This is a genomic window from Pantoea sp. UBA5923, from assembly GCF_002431095.1.
In the GTDB taxonomy this organism is placed as follows: domain Bacteria; phylum Pseudomonadota; class Gammaproteobacteria; order Enterobacterales; family Enterobacteriaceae; genus Pantoea; species Pantoea piersonii.
In genome coordinates this window covers 342-20,234 of record NZ_DJDN01000056.1, presented here as the reverse complement: position 1 = coordinate 20,234, position 19,893 = coordinate 342, and the positions used below count along the sequence as shown (strand labels likewise).

At 58.5% G+C, this 19,893-nt stretch carries 18 protein-coding genes; 9 read left to right on the top strand and 9 right to left on the bottom strand.

Annotation, left to right across the window (positions count from 1 at the left end; all coding sequences use genetic code 11):
• Positions 1-13: 13 nt before the first annotated feature.
• Entirely contained in the window at positions 14-1,387 is a 1,374-nt protein-coding gene (xseA, locus tag B3797_RS13320; protein WP_311782924.1) for an exodeoxyribonuclease VII large subunit, read from the bottom strand.
• A gap of 169 nt (positions 1,388-1,556) precedes the next feature.
• Between xseA and guaB the strand changes: the two genes are divergently transcribed.
• The 3 genes from guaB to B3797_RS13305 all read left to right on the top strand — a co-directional run bounded on the left by guaB (position 1,557) and on the right by B3797_RS13305 (position 5,558).
• Positions 1,557-3,023: an IMP dehydrogenase gene (guaB, locus tag B3797_RS13315; RefSeq protein ID WP_120457561.1), complete on the top strand. Its 1,467-nt coding sequence runs from the start codon at positions 1,557-1,559 to the stop codon at positions 3,021-3,023.
• A 72-nt stretch (positions 3,024-3,095) separates the two neighbouring features.
• A complete protein-coding gene (gene guaA / locus B3797_RS13310; protein ID WP_311791327.1) occupies positions 3,096-4,676 on the top strand; it encodes a glutamine-hydrolyzing GMP synthase in 1,581 nt (526 codons plus the stop codon).
• A 99-nt stretch (positions 4,677-4,775) separates the two neighbouring features.
• Positions 4,776-5,558: a DUF3750 domain-containing protein gene (locus B3797_RS13305; protein WP_311791326.1), complete on the top strand. Its 783-nt coding sequence runs from the start codon at positions 4,776-4,778 to the stop codon at positions 5,556-5,558.
• A 16-nt stretch (positions 5,559-5,574) separates the two neighbouring features.
• Here the strand turns inward: B3797_RS13305 and B3797_RS13300 are convergent, their stop codons facing one another.
• Positions 5,575-5,754: a DUF2158 domain-containing protein gene (locus B3797_RS13300; RefSeq protein ID WP_120457567.1), complete on the bottom strand. Its 180-nt coding sequence runs from the start codon at positions 5,752-5,754 to the stop codon at positions 5,575-5,577.
• A 197-nt stretch (positions 5,755-5,951) separates the two neighbouring features.
• Here B3797_RS13300 and B3797_RS13295 point away from each other — a divergent pair, with 197 nt between their 5' ends.
• Entirely contained in the window at positions 5,952-6,203 is a 252-nt protein-coding gene (locus B3797_RS13295) for a hypothetical protein (RefSeq protein ID WP_311791325.1), read from the top strand.
• Between the two features lie 9 nt (positions 6,204-6,212).
• Complete coding sequence (locus B3797_RS13290; RefSeq protein WP_311791324.1) at positions 6,213-6,737, top strand: DNA-binding protein; 525 nt, start codon at positions 6,213-6,215, stop codon at positions 6,735-6,737.
• Here B3797_RS13290 and mgtE read toward each other — a convergent pair.
• From mgtE to ppk1, 5 genes are all read right to left on the bottom strand, one after another.
• A complete protein-coding gene (gene mgtE / locus B3797_RS13285; RefSeq protein WP_311791323.1) occupies positions 6,731-8,164 on the bottom strand; it encodes a magnesium transporter in 1,434 nt (477 codons plus the stop codon). The two genes, B3797_RS13290 and mgtE, sit on opposite strands and share 7 nt — an antisense overlap.
• A gap of 123 nt (positions 8,165-8,287) precedes the next feature.
• Entirely contained in the window at positions 8,288-8,479 is a 192-nt protein-coding gene (locus B3797_RS13280) for a YfgG family protein (RefSeq protein ID WP_311782917.1), read from the bottom strand.
• Positions 8,480-8,603: 124 nt separating this feature from the next.
• Positions 8,604-9,200, bottom strand: a complete 597-nt coding sequence (tehB, locus tag B3797_RS13275; protein WP_311782916.1) for a tellurite resistance methyltransferase TehB — start codon at positions 9,198-9,200, stop codon at positions 8,604-8,606.
• 38 nt (positions 9,201-9,238) lie between these two features.
• Positions 9,239-10,765 (bottom strand): exopolyphosphatase, encoded by a 1,527-nt coding sequence (gene ppx, locus B3797_RS13270; RefSeq protein WP_311791322.1) that lies wholly within the window; start codon positions 10,763-10,765, stop codon positions 9,239-9,241.
• Between the two features lie 3 nt (positions 10,766-10,768).
• Entirely contained in the window at positions 10,769-12,829 is a 2,061-nt protein-coding gene (gene ppk1, locus B3797_RS13265; RefSeq protein ID WP_311782914.1) for a polyphosphate kinase 1, read from the bottom strand.
• A 151-nt stretch (positions 12,830-12,980) separates the two neighbouring features.
• Here ppk1 and B3797_RS13260 point away from each other — a divergent pair, with 151 nt between their 5' ends.
• The 3 genes from B3797_RS13260 to pstB are packed head-to-tail and all read left to right on the top strand — an operon-like array spanning position 12,981 to position 17,482.
• Positions 12,981-15,065 (top strand): ABC transporter permease subunit, encoded by a 2,085-nt coding sequence (locus B3797_RS13260; RefSeq protein ID WP_311791321.1) that lies wholly within the window; start codon positions 12,981-12,983, stop codon positions 15,063-15,065.
• Positions 15,062-16,702 carry a phosphate ABC transporter permease PstA gene (pstA, locus tag B3797_RS13255; RefSeq protein WP_311791320.1) on the top strand — a complete coding sequence of 547 codons (1,641 nt, stop codon included), beginning with the start codon at positions 15,062-15,064 and terminating at the stop codon, positions 16,700-16,702. The genes B3797_RS13260 and pstA overlap by 4 nt, the downstream gene beginning before the upstream one ends.
• A gap of 12 nt (positions 16,703-16,714) precedes the next feature.
• Entirely contained in the window at positions 16,715-17,482 is a 768-nt protein-coding gene (pstB, locus tag B3797_RS13250; RefSeq protein WP_311782911.1) for a phosphate ABC transporter ATP-binding protein PstB, read from the top strand.
• Positions 17,483-17,584: 102 nt separating this feature from the next.
• Here pstB and purN read toward each other — a convergent pair whose 3' ends face one another.
• Positions 17,585-18,223 carry a phosphoribosylglycinamide formyltransferase gene (purN, locus tag B3797_RS13245; protein WP_311782910.1) on the bottom strand — a complete coding sequence of 213 codons (639 nt, stop codon included), beginning with the start codon at positions 18,221-18,223 and terminating at the stop codon, positions 17,585-17,587.
• Positions 18,220-19,260 carry a phosphoribosylformylglycinamidine cyclo-ligase gene (gene purM / locus B3797_RS13240; RefSeq protein WP_126689532.1) on the bottom strand — a complete coding sequence of 347 codons (1,041 nt, stop codon included), beginning with the start codon at positions 19,258-19,260 and terminating at the stop codon, positions 18,220-18,222. The genes purN and purM overlap by 4 nt, the downstream gene beginning before the upstream one ends.
• A 239-nt stretch (positions 19,261-19,499) precedes the next feature.
• Between purM and upp the strand changes: the two genes are divergently transcribed.
• A partial coding sequence (upp, locus tag B3797_RS13235) for a uracil phosphoribosyltransferase (RefSeq protein ID WP_311791319.1) occupies positions 19,500-19,893 on the top strand: 394 nt, incomplete at its 3' end.

The window sequence follows — 19,893 nt, the reverse complement described above, 5'->3', positions numbered from 1 at the left end:
GTATAGTCTTTGCTCAGGAAGTGGTCTTACGGCGTCGTTTTTTTTCTGGCAGCAGACTGGTTACCTGGCTTTCCACCCAGCCGTCATCGAGGCGAGTGCGCAGCATATCGCCGCTCTGTAGCTGGGCCGTTTTTTTCACCACCTGACCAGTAAGATCGGTGGTTACGCTGAAGCCGCGCGCCAGCGTCGCCAGCGGACTGACGCCTTCCAGCTGCGCGGCAAGCGTTGCAAAGCGCTGCCTGTCGCGGTTAAGCATCTTTTCCATGCCCTGTTGCAGACGATAGCGCATCTGTTCCAGCTGGCGCTGCGCCTGAAACAGACGCGGCTGCGGCTGATGGGCGGCGAGACGCTGCGCAAGGCGATCCTGCTGACGCATCGTCTGACGCAACTTGTTTTCCATCGCCTCGTTCAGCCGCTGTTGCAGGCGGAACAGGGCGGTCTGCTGTCGTGCCAGGCGAAGCTGAGGATGCTGCTGCTGCAGGCGATGATCGAGGCGGGAAAAGCGGCGTTGTTGCTGCGCCAGATAATAATCCATGGCCATTTCCAGCCGTTGTTGCTGTGAGAGCAACTGTCGCAGCAGTTCCGTCTGATTTCTGCTCACTATTTCAGCAGCGGCGGACGGGGTAGGCGCGCGCAGGTCGGCGACAAAATCGGCGATAGTCACATCGGTTTCATGGCCGACCGCGCTGACGACAGGAATACGGCTGGCAAAAATGGCGCGCGCCACGCGCTCTTCATTAAAGCTCCAGAGATCTTCCAGCGAGCCGCCGCCGCGCCCGACAATCAGCACGTCGCACTCTGCACGCTGGTTCGCCAGTTCAATTGCGCGCACGATAGCGGCTGGCGCATCCGCGCCCTGAACCGGCGTAGGATAGATAACGACCGGCAGTGAAGGATCGCGACGATGCAGCACGCGCAGCACATCATGCAGCGCCGCGCCGGTTGCCGAGGTAATCACGCCGACCTGTTTCGCTGGCTCGGGCAGGGGCTGTTTGTGCTGCTGGTCGAACAGGCCTTCGCTCGCCAGTTTCGCTTTCAGCAATTCAAACTGCTGCTGCAACGCGCCTTCGCCCGCCGGATGCATACTTTCGATGATCAACTGGTAGTCGCCGCGCGGCTCATAAAGCGTAATGGTAGCGCGTACCAGAATCTGCTGGCCATGCTGAGGACGGAAGGTGACGCGACGGTTGCTGTTGCGGAACATGGCGCAGCGCACCTGCGCGCCGTCATCCTTCAGCGTGAAATACCAGTGGCCTGAAGCGGGCTGAGAAAAATTAGAGATCTCCGCGCTCAGCCACACCGATCCCATCTCCTGTTCCAGGAGCTGACGCACCGTCGTGTTCAGGCGGCTGACGGTAAAAACATTAGCGATCGGCGGTAGCGACATGTGATGGAGATCAAATAGTAAATCAGAGGGTTAATTAACCGATACTACATGGCTGATAGAGAGGATCAAGAGTTTTTCTAAAATAATGCTGGAGGCAAACGATTACGGCCTGTATAATGCCGCGGCAATATTTTATCTGTTCTCATTCACCCCAGGTTGAGATATTGCCATGCTAAGAATCGCTAAAGAAGCCCTTACTTTCGACGACGTTCTGCTCGTTCCTGCTCACTCCACCGTTCTGCCTAACACGGCCGATCTCAGCACTCAACTGACGAAAAATATTCGTCTGAACATCCCAATGCTCTCCGCCGCTATGGACACTGTGACCGAAGCGGGCCTGGCTATTGCGCTGGCGCAGGAAGGCGGTCTGGGCTTTATCCATAAAAATATGTCGATTGAGCGCCAGGCGGAAGAAGTTCGCAAGGTGAAGAAACATGAAAGCGGCGTGGTTACCGAACCGCAAACCGTACTGCCAACCACGACGCTGGCGGAAGTGAAAGCGCTGACCGAGCGCAACGGCTTTGCCGGCTATCCTGTGGTGAACGAAAGCAACGAACTGGTCGGCATCATCACCGGCCGCGACGTGCGCTTCGTCACCGATCTGACTCAGCCGGTTACCGCGGTGATGACGCCGAAAGCGCGTCTGGTAACGGTAAAAGAGGGTGAGGCGCGTGACGTCGTGCTGCAGAGAATGCACGAAAAACGCGTTGAGAAAGCGCTGGTGGTGGACGACAGCTTCCATCTGCTCGGCATGATCACCGTTAAAGATTTCCAGAAAGCAGAACGTAAACCGAACGCCTGTAAAGATGCGCAGGGACGTCTGCGCGTTGGCGCGGCAGTTGGCGCGGGCGCGGGCAACGAAGAGCGCGTCGATGCGCTGGTCGCTGCTGGCGTCGATGTGCTGCTGATCGACTCCTCCCATGGCCATTCAGAAGGCGTGCTGCAGCGTATCCGCGAAACGCGCGCAAAATATCCTGATTTAGACATTATCGGCGGCAACGTCGCGACCGGCGCAGGCGCACTGGCGCTGGCGAAGGCGGGCGTAAGCGCGGTAAAAGTCGGCATCGGCCCTGGCTCTATCTGTACTACCCGTATCGTGACCGGCGTAGGCGTTCCGCAGATCACTGCCGTTTCTGACGCTGTTGAAGCGCTGGAAGGCACCGGCATTCCGGTTATCGCTGACGGCGGTATCCGCTTCTCTGGCGATATCGCTAAAGCTATTGCCGCCGGCGCGGCAGCCGTTATGGTCGGCTCTATGCTGGCTGGCACCGAAGAGTCCCCTGGCGAGATCGAACTTTATCAGGGCCGCTCTTTTAAATCCTATCGCGGCATGGGCTCGCTGGGCGCGATGTCAAAAGGCTCCTCTGACCGTTACTTCCAGAGCGATAACGCCGCCGATAAACTGGTGCCGGAAGGCATTGAAGGCCGCGTCGCCTATAAAGGCCGCCTGAAAGAGATTGTTCACCAGCAGATGGGCGGCCTGCGCTCCTGTATGGGCCTGACCGGTTGCCAGACCATTGACGACCTGCGCACCAAAGCGGAGTTTGTACGCATCAGCGGCGCGGGCATCAACGAAAGCCACGTGCACGATGTGACCATCACCAAAGAGTCACCGAACTACCGTATGGGATCCTGATCCCTTAAGATTTACCGCCCGGCATAAGCCGGGCGCTTTCATTATCAAGTTACCCGCTCTGGAAACGCCTCAATGACGACGGAAAATATTCATAAGCATCGCATTCTGATTCTCGATTTTGGTTCTCAATACACGCAACTGGTCGCGCGCCGCGTCCGTGAGCTGGGCGTGTACTGCGAACTCTGGGCATGGGATGTCACCGAAGAGCAGATCCGCCAGTTCAACCCGAACGGCATCATCCTTTCCGGCGGTCCGGAAAGCACCACCGAACTCAACAGCCCGCGCGCGCCGGAGTACGTTTTCAACGCAGGCGTTCCGGTGCTTGGCGTCTGCTACGGCATGCAGACCATGGCGATGCAGCTGGGCGGCAAAGTTGAAGGCTCTAACGAACGTGAATTCGGCTATGCGCAGGTAGAAGTCCTCACCCCAAGCGCATTGATCCGCGACATCGAAGACGCTATCAGCGCAGCAGGCAAGCCGCTGCTCGACGTCTGGATGAGCCACGGCGATAAAGTAACCGCCATTCCGTCCGATTTTGTGACCGTCGCCAGCACCGAAACCTGTCCGTTCGCCATCATGGCCAACGAAGAGAAGCGTTTTTACGGCGTGCAGTTCCACCCGGAAGTTACGCACACCCGTCAGGGACTGCGCATGCTGGAGCGTTTCGTGCTCGACATCTGCGAATGCGAGGCACTGTGGACCCCGGCGAAAATCATTGAAGACGCGGTTGAGCGCCTTCGTGCGCAGGTCGGCAACGACAAAGTGATCCTCGGCCTGTCAGGCGGCGTGGATTCCTCCGTAACCGCGATGCTGCTGCACCGCGCTATTGGCGATCGTCTGACCTGCGTATTCGTTGACAACGGTCTGCTGCGTCTGAATGAGGCGGAGCAGGTCATGGATATGTTCGGCGACCACTTTGGCCTCAATATCGTTCACGTACCGGCTGAAGCGCGCTTCCTTGACGCGCTGGCGGGCGAAAACGATCCGGAAGCCAAGCGTAAAATCATTGGCCGCGTCTTCGTTGAAGTGTTCGACGAAGAGGCGAGCAAGCTGACCGACGTGAAATGGCTGGCGCAGGGCACCATCTATCCGGACGTGATCGAGTCCGCCGCCTCCGCCACCGGCAAAGCGCACGTCATTAAATCGCACCATAACGTGGGCGGCCTGCCGAAAGAGATGAAGCTGGGCCTGGTTGAGCCGCTGAAAGAGCTGTTCAAAGATGAAGTGCGCAAGATAGGTCTGGAGCTGGGCCTGCCTTACGATATGCTCTATCGCCATCCGTTCCCGGGTCCGGGTCTCGGCGTGCGCGTACTGGGCGCAGTGAAAAAAGAGTATTGCGATCTGCTGCGTCGCGCCGATGCGATCTTTATTGAAGAGCTGCGTAAAGCAGATCTCTATAACAAAGTGAGCCAGGCGTTTACCGTGTTCCTGCCGGTGCGTTCCGTGGGCGTGATGGGCGACGGTCGTAAATATGACTGGGTCGTTTCGCTGCGCGCGGTAGAGACCATCGACTTTATGACCGCGCACTGGGCGCATCTGCCGTACGATTTCCTCGGCCGCGTCTCTAACCGCATTATCAACGAAGTCAACGGCATCTCCCGCGTGGTATACGATATCAGCGGCAAGCCGCCAGCGACCATTGAGTGGGAATAACCTTTCCGCTTACACTGAAGCGCGTTGATTAATCCATCGCCAGCCTGTCGCCCGACAGGCTGGCGATTTTCTTTCCGCCCCTTACTCCAGGATACCCCTATGCTGCCACTTAAAGCGTTTAGCCTCTGCATTCTGCTGGTGATCCTGCTGTCGCTGGGTGCCAGTCTGGCACAGGCGACGCGCCATGGAGAACTTTCCGGCAGTCAGGGAGGCTGGTGGTCAGCCCGGCGCGACTCCGCGGGTCTGGCCCCCGATCCGCAACGCTATGCGGATCAGGCTATTGTGCAGGTCTATGCCGCGCCGACCTACGGCTGGAAAGGGGCGGTAGCGGTGCACCCCTGGATTATCTTCAAGCGTGCGGGCGAGACGCATTACAACCGTTATGAAGTGATTAGCTGGGGCAGTGGCGACAAAGTACGCCGCAACAGCAATTTGTCGGACGGCTACTGGTATGGCGCAAAGCCGCGACTGCTGGTAGAGCACCGCGGCGCGGAGGCTGAGGCGATGATCCCGCGTATTGAGGCGGCGATTAAATCTTACCCCTGGCCACATACTTACCACGCCTGGCCAGGACCGAACAGCAATACCTTTCTTGCGCATATCGGACGCGAAGTGCCGGCATTAAAGCTCGACATGCCAGCCAACGCGCTCGGCAAAGATTACCGGCCGCTGTGGCGTCCAGTTGGTTTGCCGCCGTCGGGCCGAGGAATTCAGATTTCCGTTCTGGGCGTCGCTGGTGTGACGCTGGGGGCGGAAGAGGGATTTGAGCTTAACGTTCTGGGTCTGAATATGGGCGTGGATTTTACCCCGCTGCGTCTGCGTCTGCCCTTTATCGGCGGGATCGGCAGCCAGAACGTTCAACAGGATAATCCGCCGGGCTAAAGGCCCGGCGCAGGCGTCAGCAGACGCCGAAATCCCCGTCTTCATGGTAGAGGTTTACGCTGTCTGCCTTCACCTCAATCTCTTTTTTTGTCGCGTCATCAACGCGCGCGCACCACAGCGTTTCGCCTTCCACGCGCAGCACCAGCATTTTTGGCCCACCGGTTTTCGACTGCACAAAATCATCAGGTTTAAACATGCTTTTCTCCTTTGGTTTTAAGGAAGTGTAGGGCGCACAGCGCCCCCCTGCATAAAATTTTTTGCGGCGGCTCTTCCATGATTTTTCATGAAATCCCCTGAGCCAGGCAACTTAGGGCATGCTGCGGAGCAGACAAAAAAAACCGATACCAGGTTGTCAGTTGACAACCATAGGGGTTCAGGATAAGGTGCATCACGATGGAAAGAAGACGGCATCCAGCTAAAGAGATTGAAGCGGCGCTGCGTCATGCCGAAGCGTACGGGTGGCAGATAGTAACAATGGGGCATCATGGCTGGGGCAAAATGTATTGTCCCATGCACTTGGCGGCATGCCGCTGCGGAGAGTTTTGCATCAGCGTTATCTGGAGTACGCCGCGGAACGCTTTTAACCACGCGCGAGCGCTGCGGCGGGTGGTTGATAAATGTATTGCGGTGCGCAAACTGCATTAAGGAGCAAACATGGAATATATTTTTACGCTGCGTTTTCAGCTGCCGAAACCTTTTTTACCGGAAGAAGAGCTGTTAAAGCGGCTGATCGAGGCGGGTTGTGACGATGCGCTGGTGGGGCTGGGCGTGCCGGGAAAAGTGGCGCTTGAGTTTACCCGTGAGGCATCCCGTGCACAGCGAGCGGTACTCAGCGCCATCAGGAATGTGCAGAGCGCGGTGCCTGGGGCGCAGCTCACCGAGGCTGCGCCCGACCTTGTCGGCCTGACGGATGTCGCCGACATTATCGGCGTTTCCCGGCAGAATATGCGTAAGCTGATGCTCAGCCATAGCCCGCAGTTTCCACTGCCGGTGCATGACGGCAAAACCGCGCTCTGGCATCTGGCAGATGTGCTGGAGTGGCTGGAACAGCGCGGCAGCTACGTTATTCCCGCCGCGGTGCGCGAGCTGGCACAGGTAACGCTGCGGCTCAACCTGCAGCAGACGATGCAACGCTACGCGCACTGTATGGCATCCGCCGCTGACGTCAACAATCAATGATGCAGCAAAAACAGCGTCGCCAGACCGAGGAAAATAAAGAAGCCGCCGGTATCGGTAATCGCCGTAATCAGCACGCTGGAGCCTACCGCCGGGTCGCGTTTCAGTCTGGTCATGATCAGCGGGATCAACACGCCCATTAGCGCCGCCAGCAGCAAATTAAGCATCATCGCCAGCATCATTACGCCGCCCAGTTCGAGATTGTCGTACATCAGCCAGGTAATCAGCCCCATTGCGCCGCCCCAGAACAGGCCGTTAAGCAATGCGACGCCCAGTTCGCGCGCAATCAAAAACGAGAAGTTGCCCGGTTCGACCTGATGCAGCGCCAGCGCGCGCACAATCATAGTAATGGTCTGGTTGCCGGTATTGCCGCCGATACCGGCTACAATTGGCATCAGCGTCGCCAGCGCCACCAACTGGGAGATGGTGTCTTCAAACAGGCCGATAACGCGCGACGCGATAAAGGCGGTACAGAGATTGACCGCCAGCCAGGCCCAGCGTCGGCGCACGGCTTTGCGCACCGGCGCGAACACATCCTCTTCCTGGCTGATGCCGCCCATACGGCGAATATTGCTTTCATTCTCTTCGTTAACCAGATCGACCACGTCCTCAATGGTGACGCGCCCAATCAGCTTGCCTTTCGCGTCGATTACCGCTGCGGAGATAAGGTTATAGCGTTCAAACGCGCCTGCCGCGTCCTCGGCTTTATCATTAAGCTGAAAGGTGGTGGGCGAGGTGTTCATCACCTCCTCGACGCGTTTTTTCGGTTTGTTCAGCAGAATATCGGTCAGCGACAGCTCGCCCAGCAGCAGGTTGTTTTCATCGGTAATGAAAATTTTGTCTGTGCCGTTCGGCATGCTTTTTCTGTGGCGCAGATAGCGCTGCACCGTTGCCAGCGTGACATCGGCGCGCACCGTCAGAATATTGAAATCCATAATGCGCCCGACGCGATCGCGATCAAAATCGACCACGCTGAGCACGCGTGCGCGCTGACCCGGCTCCAGCGTCGCCAGCAGGCGACCGGTCAGATCGCGCGGCAGGTAGCGCGCCAGCCAGACCTGATCGTCAATATCGAGCGGCTCAATGGCGCGCAGGATATCGCGGTCGCTCATCTCTTCCGTCAGGCTGGCCCAGACGGTTTCAGAAGCCTCGACCAGCACATGGCCGCGCTGTGCGGTAGGAACCAGACGCCACAGCGCCTGGCGCTCCTCTTCCGGCAGCGCTTCAAGGATATCGGCTAAATCCGCTGCGTGCAGCTGAGCGATATCCTGCTCCAGCGCAGCCTGGTGAGCCGCATTTTCACGTTGCTGTTCAGGGCTGCGCTCACCGGATTTCTCCAGCAGTGCGTCCACCAGATCTGGCTCACTGAGCAGCAGCGTCAGAATGCGATGACGAATTTCACTTAAACGTTGAGTATGCGAGGCAGACATAACGAGTCCCTTGTGTCTGAAAGTTACAGCACGAAGTGTAGCGGTTCGCCTCGCAAAAGGACGCAAAAAAAGACGCGGTTATTCAGACTGCGTTTAGCCGCAAGCGGCAAAGGGTCAAGACGGTTAAGTGTTGTCGCGGATAGCGGTGCTCAAAGGGGCAGATTGCGGCGCGGCTTTTTTCTGCTGATGATGTTCAAAAGCGGCAGGCAGGATAAAGATCAGGCGGCTAACAAGAATAATAAAGCTAATCAGTAAAACGATCCGGGTAAAGGAACCGGATTTGGGACGTCTTCGGGAAGGGATGGCGCTGTTCACGCGAGGTGTTTCCTGTAATTACCCTGTCGGGCGATGGCAACATTTAGTCATAATGCTGCGTTGAAATCAACCGCCGATTAAAAAAAGAGCAGGGCTGGAGTGGGCCGCGTTGCGCAGCCCCGGTTTACAGGCTGGCTTTTTGCGCCAGCAGGGTGGCGAAGCGGCAGCTGATGCGGTTGCCTTGTTCATCGCGCTTGTGTAGCTGACCAACGTGCTCGTTGTATTTCAGGATATGCCAGTTGCGGTAGTAGTGGCTCAGCTCGCCCGACTTAAAAGTAAAGGGGAAAGCAAGCGGGCAGGGGTAATCATCGGTACTCATTGCCGCGACAATCAGGTTATGCCCGTCTCTCACCGTACTCGCCTGCATATCGGCAATCAGCTGCGGAATGGTTTCCGGCTGCAGGAACATCATCACTACCGTGGAGAGCACAAAGGTGTAGCCGCCATTGAAGCGCGTCTGATTCAGGTCGCGCTGCTCGGTATGAATATTGGTTATCCCTTCCTGCGCGACGATCTGCTCAAGGCGCGCCAGGCTGGCGGGATTATGATCCCAGGCGGTGACGTCGAAGCCATTCTGGCTCAGAAACAGGCTGTTGCGGCCATTGCCGCAGCCAAGATCCAGCGCTTTGCCTGGATTGAGATAAGGCAGCGCCGCCAGCACTTCAGAGTGGGTCGGCGTCAGCCCATAAGTCTCGGCAAAATAGTTTTCAGTTTTAATCATGGTTCGCTTTTATTACGTGGGCGCAGGCGCCCACCTCCTCAGGCTTCTTCTTCCAGCGTCAGTTTCCAGCCGGTGACCTCAGTCCAGTAGGTCTGTTCACGCTCCAGATCGAGCTGCACCAGATTGTTCTGGCTGAAATAGCCCGCCGGGAACGTCAGCGTCCAGTGCCCCTCATCGGTGGTCAGCTTGAGCGAGTCGGGTCGCGTAGTCGCCTGACGCTGATTATTGAGTAAGGTGCCAAGGCGCAGCAGAAACAGCAGCGGCAGGAACTGTTTTTTCTTGAACAGCGTGACGCGCGGCAGATCTTCGACCTTGACGGCTTTGCGATGGAAGCGTACCAGCGCCGCCAGCAGCGTTTGCTGATCCTGGTTAAAACCGGGCAGGTTAGTGTTTTGCAGAATATAGGCGGAGTGGCGCTGCATACCGCTGTGGTTAATGGTCAGTCCGACTTCATGCAGCATCGCTGCCCACTTCAACAGCGCCGCCAGCTGCGGGTTCGCCAGCTTAGGATTCTGATCGCGCCACTGCAGATAGAGCTGATCGGTGGTATCCAGCACGCGACGCGCCTGATCGTTGTCGATGGCGTAATGGTTCGCCAGGCTCTGCGCCGTACGGCTGCGGATATCCTGATGGCGGAAACGGCCCTCCATCTCGTAGAGGACGCCTTCGCGCAGCGCGCCGTCAGAGAGGCGCAGCTCGCGAATCGCCAGCGCGTCGAACACGCCGCAAATAATCGCCAGCCCCGGCACGAACACCGATTTACGCTCTTCAGAAAGGCCCGGCAGGCTCAGCGCGTTGAATGATTTATGCTTCATAACCTCGTCATAAAGCATGTCCAGCCGCTCTGGCGTAATCATCTTCTCTTTTTCACCCATCGCCTGCAGCACTTCGCACGCCGCCTTGATGGTGCCCGACGCGCCGAGCGCGTACTGCCAGCCATGCAGGCGATACTGCCACGCCAGCGTCTCCAGCTTTTGCGTCGCCGCAAGGCGCGCGCGGCGGAAGTTTTCGCGGCTGATTTCACCGTTGGGGAAATAGAGCTGAGCGAAACTGACGCAGCCCATGCGGCGGCTTTCAACCAGCTGCGGCTCGAAGTTTTCGCCGATCACCAGTTCGGTCGAGCCGCCGCCGATGTCGATCACCAGCTTGCGTCCTTTCTCCGGCTGCGTATGTTCGACGCCCATAAAAATCAGGCGCGCCTCTTCATGACCGGAAATGACCTCGATAGGGTAGGGGATGACCTCCGCCGCGCGCTGCAGAAACTCTTCCGCGTTTACCGCCTGACGCAGGGTATGGGTGCCAACAATGGTGACGTTGCTCGCGCTGAAACCCTGCAAACGTTCAGCGAACAGCGCCAGGCAGCTCAGCCCGCGCTCCATCGCCTCTTCGCTCAGGCGATTTTTGCTGTCCAGACCGTCAGCCAGATGCACGCGCTGCTTCAGACGACCAAGCACCTGCATAGCGCCGTCGACCACGCGCGCGATGACCATATGAAAGCTGTTTGAGCCAAGATCGATTGCCGCAAATTCTTGCGGTCTTGGCGTACTTTTATGAGAAATGGGCATAGATTATTCAGGCTGTTCCAGTTTCTTGATGTAATCATAAATCGCCAGTTGAGAGCGGACCTTACGACGATTGCCGCGCGGAACATAGCGGTTCCCCAACTCTTTATCAACGATACGCGCTTTCACCGTATCACTAAACAGAATAGCGATAATGTCCAGAATGCGTTGTTTCACGCGCGGATCGAGGATCGCGACTGCGACCTCAATGCGATGATCGATATTACGCGTCATCCAGTCAGCGGAAGAGAGAAAGACTTTTTTGTCGCCGCCGTTTTCGAAAATATAGACGCGATCGTGCTCAAGATAGCGATCAACGATACTGATCACGCGAATATTTTCACTGATCCCAGGCAAATCGGGAATGAGCGAACACATGCCGCGCACCAGCAGATTGACCTTCACGCCTGCGCCGGATGCCGCATAGAGACGATCGACCAGACCGTTATCCACCAGGTTATTAATTTTCAGCGTAATGCCACAGGGGCGACCCTGCTGCGCGTTGGCGATTTCCGCATCGATCAGCTGGTAGAGCATCTGACGCGAGTTCTGCGGCGACACCATCAGGTGCTCAAAGCTCACCGGGCGATAAGGGTTTTCAATAAAGTTAAATACCCGGCGCACTTCGTTGGTGATGCGCGCATCGGCGGTCAGCAGCGAATAGTCGGTATAGATACGCGCGGTTTTCTCGTTAAAGTTGCCGGTACCGATATGGGCGTAGCGCACCACTTCGTCGCCTTCTTTACGTGAGATCAGGAACAGCTTGGCGTGAATCTTCAGGCCCGGCGCAGAGAAAATAACGTGCACGCCCGCTTCGGTTAAGCGTTTGGCCCACAGAATATTGGCCTCTTCGTCGAAACGCGCCTGCAGCTCCACCACAACGGTCACCTTTTTGCCGTTATAGGCGGCGTGCATCATCGCATCCATAATGCGCGAATGCTTCGCGACGCGATAGATGTTGATTTTGATCGCCAGCACGCTCGGGTCAAAGGAGGCCTGACGCAGCAGCTCCAGCACATGCTCAAAGGTGTGGTAGGGATAGTAGAGCAGAATGTCGCGATCGCGAATGGCGTCGAAGCCGTTACGGAAGCCGTCGAAGCCGATATGGCGGATCTGCGGCAGCGGGCGGTTGACCAGATTGCTTTTGCCAACGTCCGGAAAGCCGATGAAATCTTTAAAGTTATGGTAGCGGCCGCCCGGCACGATTGAATCGTAGTTGGAGATGGTCAGCTTATTACACAGCAGCTCCACCATGGCGTCAGGCATATCGCGCTGATAAACAAAACGCACCGGCTCGGCGGTCAGACGCTGCTTGAGGCTGGAGGACATCAGCTCCAGCAGGCTCGACTCCATCTCAGTAACCAGATCGTATTCCGCATCGCGCGTCATCTTCATTGAATAGGCGTTCAGCGCGTCGTAATCAAAGAAGCCTTTAAAGATGTCATCGAGACAGTAGCGCAGGATGTTATCCAGCAGGATCATCGGCTTGCGGCGGCGCGGCGATTCAGCGGGCAGATTAACGAAGCGTGGAACCTTATCGGAAGGGATCTCCAGCAGCGCATAGCGAATCTCCTCGCCGCGGATGATCTCTACCGCCAGGTAGGTATAGTCATCTTTTAAGAACTCGGTGAGATCGGTGTCGTGATTAATAAGGATCGGCGTGATGTGCTGACGCAAATCGTGTTTGAAGTAGTGGCGCAGCCATACCTGCTGATTGGGCGAAAGCTGGCGCTCGTTAATCAAAAAGATTTGGTTGCGCGCCAGCTCCAGCAGCAGCTCGTTATAGAGACCGTCGAATTCCTGTTCCGACTTCATGACGCGCTGCTGAATTTTCTTCAGCAGATGGCGCGGCAGGCCGGGCGATCCCTGCTCCTCGCCAATCAGGATGCGCCGCTTAAGATCGGCAAAGCGTACTTTGTAAAACTCATCAAGGTTATTGGAATAGATCCCCAAAAAACGCATGCGCTCAATTAACGGGTTGGTTTTGTCCGCCGCTTCTTGTAAAACGCGCTCGTTGAAGGACAACCAGCTCAATTCTTTTTCTATATACAGCTTTTCCTGACCCATTCTGACTCCATATCGCGTTCGCAGGACTTAAAGAACCAGTGTCCAACATCATTATGGCGAGAGTATGGCAACCTTGTCCAACGTCAATAGTTGTCTTATCAACCAGCTACGGGCAACATAGCGGCTTACTACCGATCTCATTCAGAGCCGCATGAGCCTAAAGCATATTCCCGTCAACTTCAGCGACCGCCGTCGCCGCGCTATCGACCGCTTCACGCGGCGTCTGGTCACATCCTGCGGCATCGCTATTTTACTGCTGATGCTGCTGCTCTTTTTCTGGTTGATTTGGGTGGTACTGCCGCTGTTCGCCGCGCCGGGCGTTCATCCCCAGGCCGCGCAGCGGCTGTGGGATAGCGAGCCCGCGCTGATGGTGGGAAATCAGGGCGATCGGGGCTGGCGGATCGGACAGGATGGCGCGGCGCGCTTTATTCCGCTTAACGGTCAGCCCGCGGAAACGCCGCTGATGCTGCGTCCGGCGCCGCAACAGGTGGTCAGCAGCGCTGACCAGCGCACGCTGCTGCTTAACGCGCAGGGCGCGCTGACGCTGCTGCAGCCGGTAGACGGCGCATGGCACTATCCGCTCGGCGATACGCCTTTGCGGCTGCCGGAGGGCGCAGTAAAAGCGATGGCGCTGGCGACGCTAAACGAAACCAAATGGCGTGTCAGCGTGTTGACCGACTCGGGCCTGCGCGTATTGACGCTGGCACCTCAGCAGGCACCGCGCATCGTCGAGCTGCCGCAGGCGCATGCTGATCATCTGCTTTTGTCGCCGCAGGGCGATCTGCTCTATGCCAGTGAGGGCAACGTGCTGCGCGTCTGGCAGCTCGACGACGACCGGGCGACGCTGCGCGAAACGGTGTCGCTGGCGCAGCCGCCGCGTAGCCTGCATCTGCTGGCAGGCGGGCGAAGCCTGTTGATTCAGGATGGCCGCGGCGTCACGCAGTGGTTCGCTATCGCCGGAGCGGAAGGGCCGCGCCTGCATGAAATTCGCACTTTCGCCGGGAGCAGCCCGACCGCAGAGATCGTCACAGAAACGCAGCGCCGCGTCTTCGCCACGCTGGAGCCCGGCGGCGCGCTGAAACTGTTCGCCAGCAAGCAGCCTGGCCCCGTCCTGCAACGCCAGCTTGCGCCTGGGATAGAAAGCGCCGCCTTCTCGCCGCGCGGCGACGCGCTGCTGCTGGAGCGCGCTGGCAGCTGGCAGGTCTTGCGTCTCGACAACCCCTGGCCAGACGTTAGCTGGCGCAGCTTCTGGCAAAAAATCTGGTATGAAAATTACCCCGCGCCGGACTGGGTCTGGCAGTCTACTAACGCCGCAGACAGCTATCAGGCTAAGTTCAGCTTTATGCCGATGGTTGCCGGTACGCTGAAAGCGGCGGCGCTGTCGCTGCTGTTCGCCACGCCGCTGGCGCTGGCGGCCGCCATGTATACCGCCTGGTTTATGGCGCCGGGCCTGCGACGCTGGGTTAAACCGGCAATCGAGATGATGGGCGCGCTGCCCAGCGTGGTTATTGGGCTTATCACCGGGCTGTGGCTGGCGCCGCATATCAGCCAGGCGCTGCTCGGCGTATTGCTGCTGCCGCTGACGCTGGCGGCGACGCTGCTTATCTGCGGCGCGCTCAGTCGGCATCTGCCGCCGCGCTGGCGTCAGCCGGGGCGCGAAGTGATGCTGCTGCTGCCGTTACTGCTGATTGTGACGCTGGCTACGCTGATTATCCCCACCTTCCTGATGCGCGACGCTGCGGAATGGCTGCCGCACTATGAACAGCGCAACCTGCTGGTTGCCGGTCTGGCGATGGGCTTCGCGCTGGTGCCGCTGATTTTTACCCTCTCGGAGGATGCGCTGTTCAGCGTGCCTGCGGCGCTGGGGCAGGGGTCGCTGGCGCTGGGCGCAACGCCCTGGCAGACCCTGACGCGAGTGGTGCTGCCGGGCGCGTCGGCTGGCATTTTCGCCGCGCTGATGATTGGCTTTGGCCGCGCAGTAGGGGAAACCATGATTGTGCTGATGGCGACCGGCAACACGCCGCAGAGCCAGGGCGGTCTTTTTTCCGGGCTGCGCGCGCTTTCCGCTAACATCGCCATTGAGATGCCGGAGGCGGCGGCAGGCAGCGCGCACTACAGAATCCTGTTTCTCAGCGCGCTGATGCTGCTGGTCTTTACCCTGATTATTAACACGCTGGCCGAGCTGATCCGTCAGCGCTTGCGCCAGCGATACAGCCAGCACGAGGGCCAGGCATGAAGGCGATGCGACAAAATGACCGCTGGCGCTGGCTGACCGCAGGCGCGGTCGGCGTCTGTCTGCTGGCTTTTACCCTGATGATTGCGCTGCTGGCGTGGCAGGGAGTGCGCGCCTTCTGGCCGCAGCGCGTCGATCTCTACCAGATGACGCAGCCCGGCGGCCAGCCGACGGCGCTGCTGGGCGAAACCCTTGAGCATCAACCCCATTTCCCCGCGCCAGCAGCGGAGAATGATTCATTGCCGCCGGTAAGCCAGGTCCATCGCTACCTGATTAAAACCGGCAACCGCGACTGGGACGCGCCCGATTTCCGCGTGATCTATGCGCGTGAGGCGCTGAATGTCAGCCAGCCGAAAGAGGTGATGGTGCTGCAGCGGCGCAGCGGCGGCAACGCCTACGGCTGGTTTGCCGGCCTGCGCGAAGATAACGAGGCGCTGACGGCGCGCGATCCCGATGCGCTGCTGAACCAGCGGCTGGATCAGGTGCGCGCGCTACTGCATAAAATCAACCGCATTCGCCATGTCGATCTGACGCGCCTCAACGACCAGCTGGCGGCGCTGGACGTGCGCGCCGATCGGCTACGGCAGCAGCAGCAATTCGATACGCGCGCGCTGTCGGAGTTCGAGGCCAACCAGGCGGCGTTGCAGCGCCGTTTCGCCCGGCTCAGCAGCCAGCTGGCTGACTTGCAGCGCGAGAGCCAGCGCGACGTGCTGATTCTGCGCGACGCGCAGGATCGCGAACATGCCATTCCGCTGGCACAGGTGGTTGAGGCATGGCGTCCTAACACCATGAACGCGCAGCAAAAGCTAACGCACACGCTGCGTCAGATCTGGCATTTCGTCAGCGATTCGCCCGCGGATGGCGAAAGCGAAAGCGGCGCCTTTCCAGCGATTTTCGGCACCGTACTGATGGTGCTGCTGATGTCGCTGGTCGTCATGCCGTTTGGCGTCATCTCCGCCATCTGGCTGCATGAATATGCTGGTCGCAACGCATTGACGCGGCTGGTGCGCATCGCGGTGGTAAATCTGGCGGGCGTGCCGTCGATTGTGTATGGCGTTTTTGGGCTGGGCTTTTTTGTCTGGCTGGCAGGCGGCACGCTCGATCAGCTCTTCTTTTCCCGTTCGTTGCCTAATCCCACGTTCGGCACGCCTGGGCTGCTGTGGGCGTCGCTGACGCTGGCGCTGCTGACGCTGCCAGTGGTGATTGTCGCCACTGAAGAGGGATTGTCGCGTATACCTGACTCGCTGCGTCAGGGCTCGCTGGCGCTGGGCGCGACCCAGGCGGAAACGCTGTGGCACGTCGTGCTGCCAATGGCGCTTCCCGCGATGCTGACCGGCCTGATTTTAGCAGTGGCGCGCGCGGCGGGAGAGACCGCGCCGCTGATGCTGGTGGGCGTGGTAAAAATGGTGCCGGAGCTGCCGGTCGATGCGGTATTTCCTTATCTGCATCTCGACCGCAAATTTATGCACCTCGGCTTCCAGATTTACGATCTCGCCTTTCAGAGCCCCAATGTCGAGGCCGATCGCCCGCTGGTGTACGCTACGGCGCTGTTGCTGGTGTTGATTATTCTGTCGCTCAACCTGCTGGCGATGGCGCTGCGCCATCGGCTGCGCGAACGCTATCGCCTGATGACCCAATAAAAGATGATGACTATGATGCCCGATACCGAAACGGCGCTGACGCTAAACCACCTTTCGTTGTGGTATGGCGAGCGTCAGGCGCTGCATGATATTTCGCTGCGTATTCCTGAGAAGCGCATTACCGCGCTGATTGGGCCGTCTGGCTGCGGCAAATCGACGCTGCTGCGCTGCTTTAATCGCATGAACGACGTGGTGGATAGCTGCCGTATTGAGGGCGAAATTCTGCTGGGCGACCACGCCATTATGCAGCCGTCGCAGGATCTGTCGGCGCTGCGGCGTCGTATCGGCATGGTGTTTCAGCGGCCCAATCCGTTCCCCAAATCGATTTATGAAAATGTGGTTTATGGCCTGCGGCTGCAGGGCGTGCGCGACCGGCGGGTGCTGAACGAGGCGTGCGAACGCGCGCTGCGCGCGGCGGCGCTGTGGAGCGAAGTAAAAGATCAGCTAGGGCAGAACGCCCTGACGCTTTCCAGCGGTCAGCAGCAGCGTCTGGTGATCGCCCGCGCCATTGCTATCGAACCAGAGGTGTTGCTGCTGGATGAGCCGACCTCGGCGCTCGATCCCATCTCTACGCTGGTGATCGAAGAGCTGATGACCACGCTGAAACAGCATTTTACGCTGGTGCTGGTCACCCACAATATGCAGCAGGCGTCGCGCGTCTCCGACTACACCGCCTTTATGCATCAGGGCGCGGTGGTGGAGTTTGATGAAACGGATCGCATTTTTACCTCGCCGCGCAACCGGCGCACCGAGGATTACATTACCGGACGCTACGGCTAGCGGAGGGTGATACAACCCATTGCAAAAGGGTTAAGGCGTCCCTGTTGCGGGACGCCTGCGTGTGACTTTGCGAGCCGTCAGTTGGCAACGGCCCGGTAGCTGTTAATCGTACGCATAGCCCTGCGGCGGCAGTGGCTGATTATCCAGCCAGGCCTTGCCTTCGCGCATCGCTAAACGTCCCTCGACAAACCAGCTAACCACCAGCGGATAGATCGCATGCTCCTGATGCTGCACGCGCGCGGTGATCTCATCTTCGTCGTCGCCGGGGAAGACCGGTACGCGGGCCTGCAGCACGACGGGGCCGCCGTCCAGTTCGTCGGTGACGAAGTGTACGGAGGTGCCGTGTTCAGCGTCACCGTTCTCCAGCGCCTGACGATGGGTATGCAGGCCGGGGTATTTCGGCAGCAGCGAAGGATGGATATTCAGCAGGCGATCCTGATAGTGAGCGACAAAGGCGCTGCTCAGAATGCGCATATAACCCGCCAGCACCACCAGATCGGGCGCGTAGGCGTCAATCTCCTGCATCAGCTGGCGATCAAACGCCTCGCGGTCAGGAAAATCGCTGGCCGCCAGCGTATGGGTCGGCACGCCCGCCTCGCGCGCGCGCGTCAGGCCGAAAGCGGTCGATTTATTACTGAAAACGGCAGCGACGCTGCCGTTAATACGCCCGCTGGTGCAGGCGTCGAGGATGGACTGAAGATTGCTTCCGTTGCCGGAAATCAGCACAACCAGCTTTTTCATGCGTTAATAACCACGCGCTCTTCCGAGTCTGAGGCTTTAATCACGCCGATTTTCCAGGCTTTCTCGCCTGCGGCGCGCATCAGCTCGACCGCTTTATCCGCTTCGGCAGCGCTTAGCGCAATCACCATGCCTACGCCGCAGTTAAAGGTGCGGTACATCTCGTGACGGCTGACGTTGCCCGCCTGCTGCAGCCAGTTAAAGACGGCAGGCCATTCCCAGCTCTTCTCGTCGATAATCGCCTGGGTATTATCTGGCAGTACGCGCGGAATATTTTCCCAGAAGCCGCCGCCGGTCAGGTGAGCAATCGCATGCACATCGACCTGCTCGATCAGGCTCAGAATGTTTTTCACATAGATGCGGGTCGGCTCCAGCAGATGATCCGCCAGCGGTTTGCCGTCCAGCTGTTTGGTCTGCGGATCGGTCTGGCTTACTTCAAGAATTTTGCGCACCAGCGAATAACCGTTGGAGTGCGGGCCGCTGGAGCCCAGCGCGATCAGCACGTCGCCGTCCTGCACTTTTGACCCGTCGATAATTTCCGATTTTTCGACCACGCCGACGCAAAAACCGGCCACGTCATAATCTTCGCCGTGGTACATGCCCGGCATTTCTGCGGTTTCGCCGCCGACCAGCGCGCAGCCGGACTGCAGGCAGCCCTCGGCGATGCCGGTGATAACAGAAGAAGCGGTCTCGACATCCAGCTTGCCAGTGGCGTAATAGTCGAGGAAAAACAGCGGTTCCGCGCCCTGAACCACCAGATCGTTCACGCACATGGCGACCAGATCGATGCCGATAGCGTCATGGCGCTTCAGATCCATCGCCAGACGCAGCTTGGTGCCGACGCCGTCGGTTCCGGAGACCAGCACCGGCTCGCGATATTTCTGCGGCAGCGCGCAAAGTGCGCCGAAACCGCCCAGCCCACCCATCACTTCCGGGCGGCGAGTCTTTTTCACTACGCCTTTAATACGGTCAACCAGAGCATTACCAGCATCGATATCAACGCCGGCGTCTTTGTAGCTGAGAGAGGTCTTGTCGGTCACTGCGGAATCCCCACGCGATTGCGGTTGGTGGTTAACAAAAAGCGCGGCAATTCTAACAGCGCAGGCAAACGTTTGCGAGCCCCATTGCCTGGTCAAATTGCGCGCCGGACGATTTTCATCAATCCTTGAATACAGGAACTAATGTTTCCCTCTTTGCGCAACGACATATGGCGCGCTTGCGAAAAGGCGGTATAATCCCGCGATTTTTTTTTAGCTCAACTCATTCCGGGAGAACACCAATGAAGATCGTGGAAGTTAAACACCCGCTGGTCAAACATAAACTGGGCTTGATGCGTGAGCACGATATCAGTACAAAGCGCTTCCGCGAGCTGGCGTCGGAAGTCGGCAGTCTGCTGACCTACGAAGCCACCGCCGATCTGGAAACCGAGCGCGTCACCATCGAAGGCTGGAACGGCCCGGTGGAAATCGATCAAATCAAAGGTAAAAAAATCACCGTAGTGCCGATTCTGCGCGCCGGTCTGGGGATGATGGAAGGGGTGCTTGAGCATGTGCCGAGCGCGCGTATCAGCGTGGTCGGGGTCTACCGCGATGAAGAGACGCTGGAGCCGGTGCCTTACTTCCAGAAGCTGGTTTCCAATATCGAAGAGCGCCTGGCGCTGGTGGTCGATCCGA

Bases quoted from the DNA above. Each gene is read 5' to 3' on its own strand.
- xseA (WP_311782924.1), bottom strand. From the start codon at position 1,387: ATGTCGCTACCGCCGATCGCTAATGTTTTTACCGTCAGCCGCCTGAAC.
- guaB (WP_120457561.1), top strand. From the start codon at position 1,557: ATGCTAAGAATCGCTAAAGAAGCCCTTACTTTCGACGACGTTCTGCTC.
- guaA (WP_311791327.1), top strand. From the start codon at position 3,096: ATGACGACGGAAAATATTCATAAGCATCGCATTCTGATTCTCGATTTT.
- B3797_RS13305 (WP_311791326.1), top strand. From the start codon at position 4,776: ATGCTGCCACTTAAAGCGTTTAGCCTCTGCATTCTGCTGGTGATCCTG.
- B3797_RS13300 (WP_120457567.1), bottom strand. From the start codon at position 5,754: ATGTTTAAACCTGATGATTTTGTGCAGTCGAAAACCGGTGGGCCAAAA.
- B3797_RS13295 (WP_311791325.1), top strand. From the start codon at position 5,952: ATGGAAAGAAGACGGCATCCAGCTAAAGAGATTGAAGCGGCGCTGCGT.
- B3797_RS13290 (WP_311791324.1), top strand. From the start codon at position 6,213: ATGGAATATATTTTTACGCTGCGTTTTCAGCTGCCGAAACCTTTTTTA.
- mgtE (WP_311791323.1), bottom strand. From the start codon at position 8,164: ATGTCTGCCTCGCATACTCAACGTTTAAGTGAAATTCGTCATCGCATT.
- tehB (WP_311782916.1), bottom strand. From the start codon at position 9,200: ATGATTAAAACTGAAAACTATTTTGCCGAGACTTATGGGCTGACGCCG.
- ppx (WP_311791322.1), bottom strand. From the start codon at position 10,765: ATGCCCATTTCTCATAAAAGTACGCCAAGACCGCAAGAATTTGCGGCA.
- ppk1 (WP_311782914.1), bottom strand. From the start codon at position 12,829: ATGGGTCAGGAAAAGCTGTATATAGAAAAAGAATTGAGCTGGTTGTCC.
- B3797_RS13260 (WP_311791321.1), top strand. From the start codon at position 12,981: ATGAGCCTAAAGCATATTCCCGTCAACTTCAGCGACCGCCGTCGCCGC.
- pstA (WP_311791320.1), top strand. From the start codon at position 15,062: ATGAAGGCGATGCGACAAAATGACCGCTGGCGCTGGCTGACCGCAGGC.
- pstB (WP_311782911.1), top strand. From the start codon at position 16,715: ATGATGCCCGATACCGAAACGGCGCTGACGCTAAACCACCTTTCGTTG.
- purN (WP_311782910.1), bottom strand. From the start codon at position 18,223: ATGAAAAAGCTGGTTGTGCTGATTTCCGGCAACGGAAGCAATCTTCAG.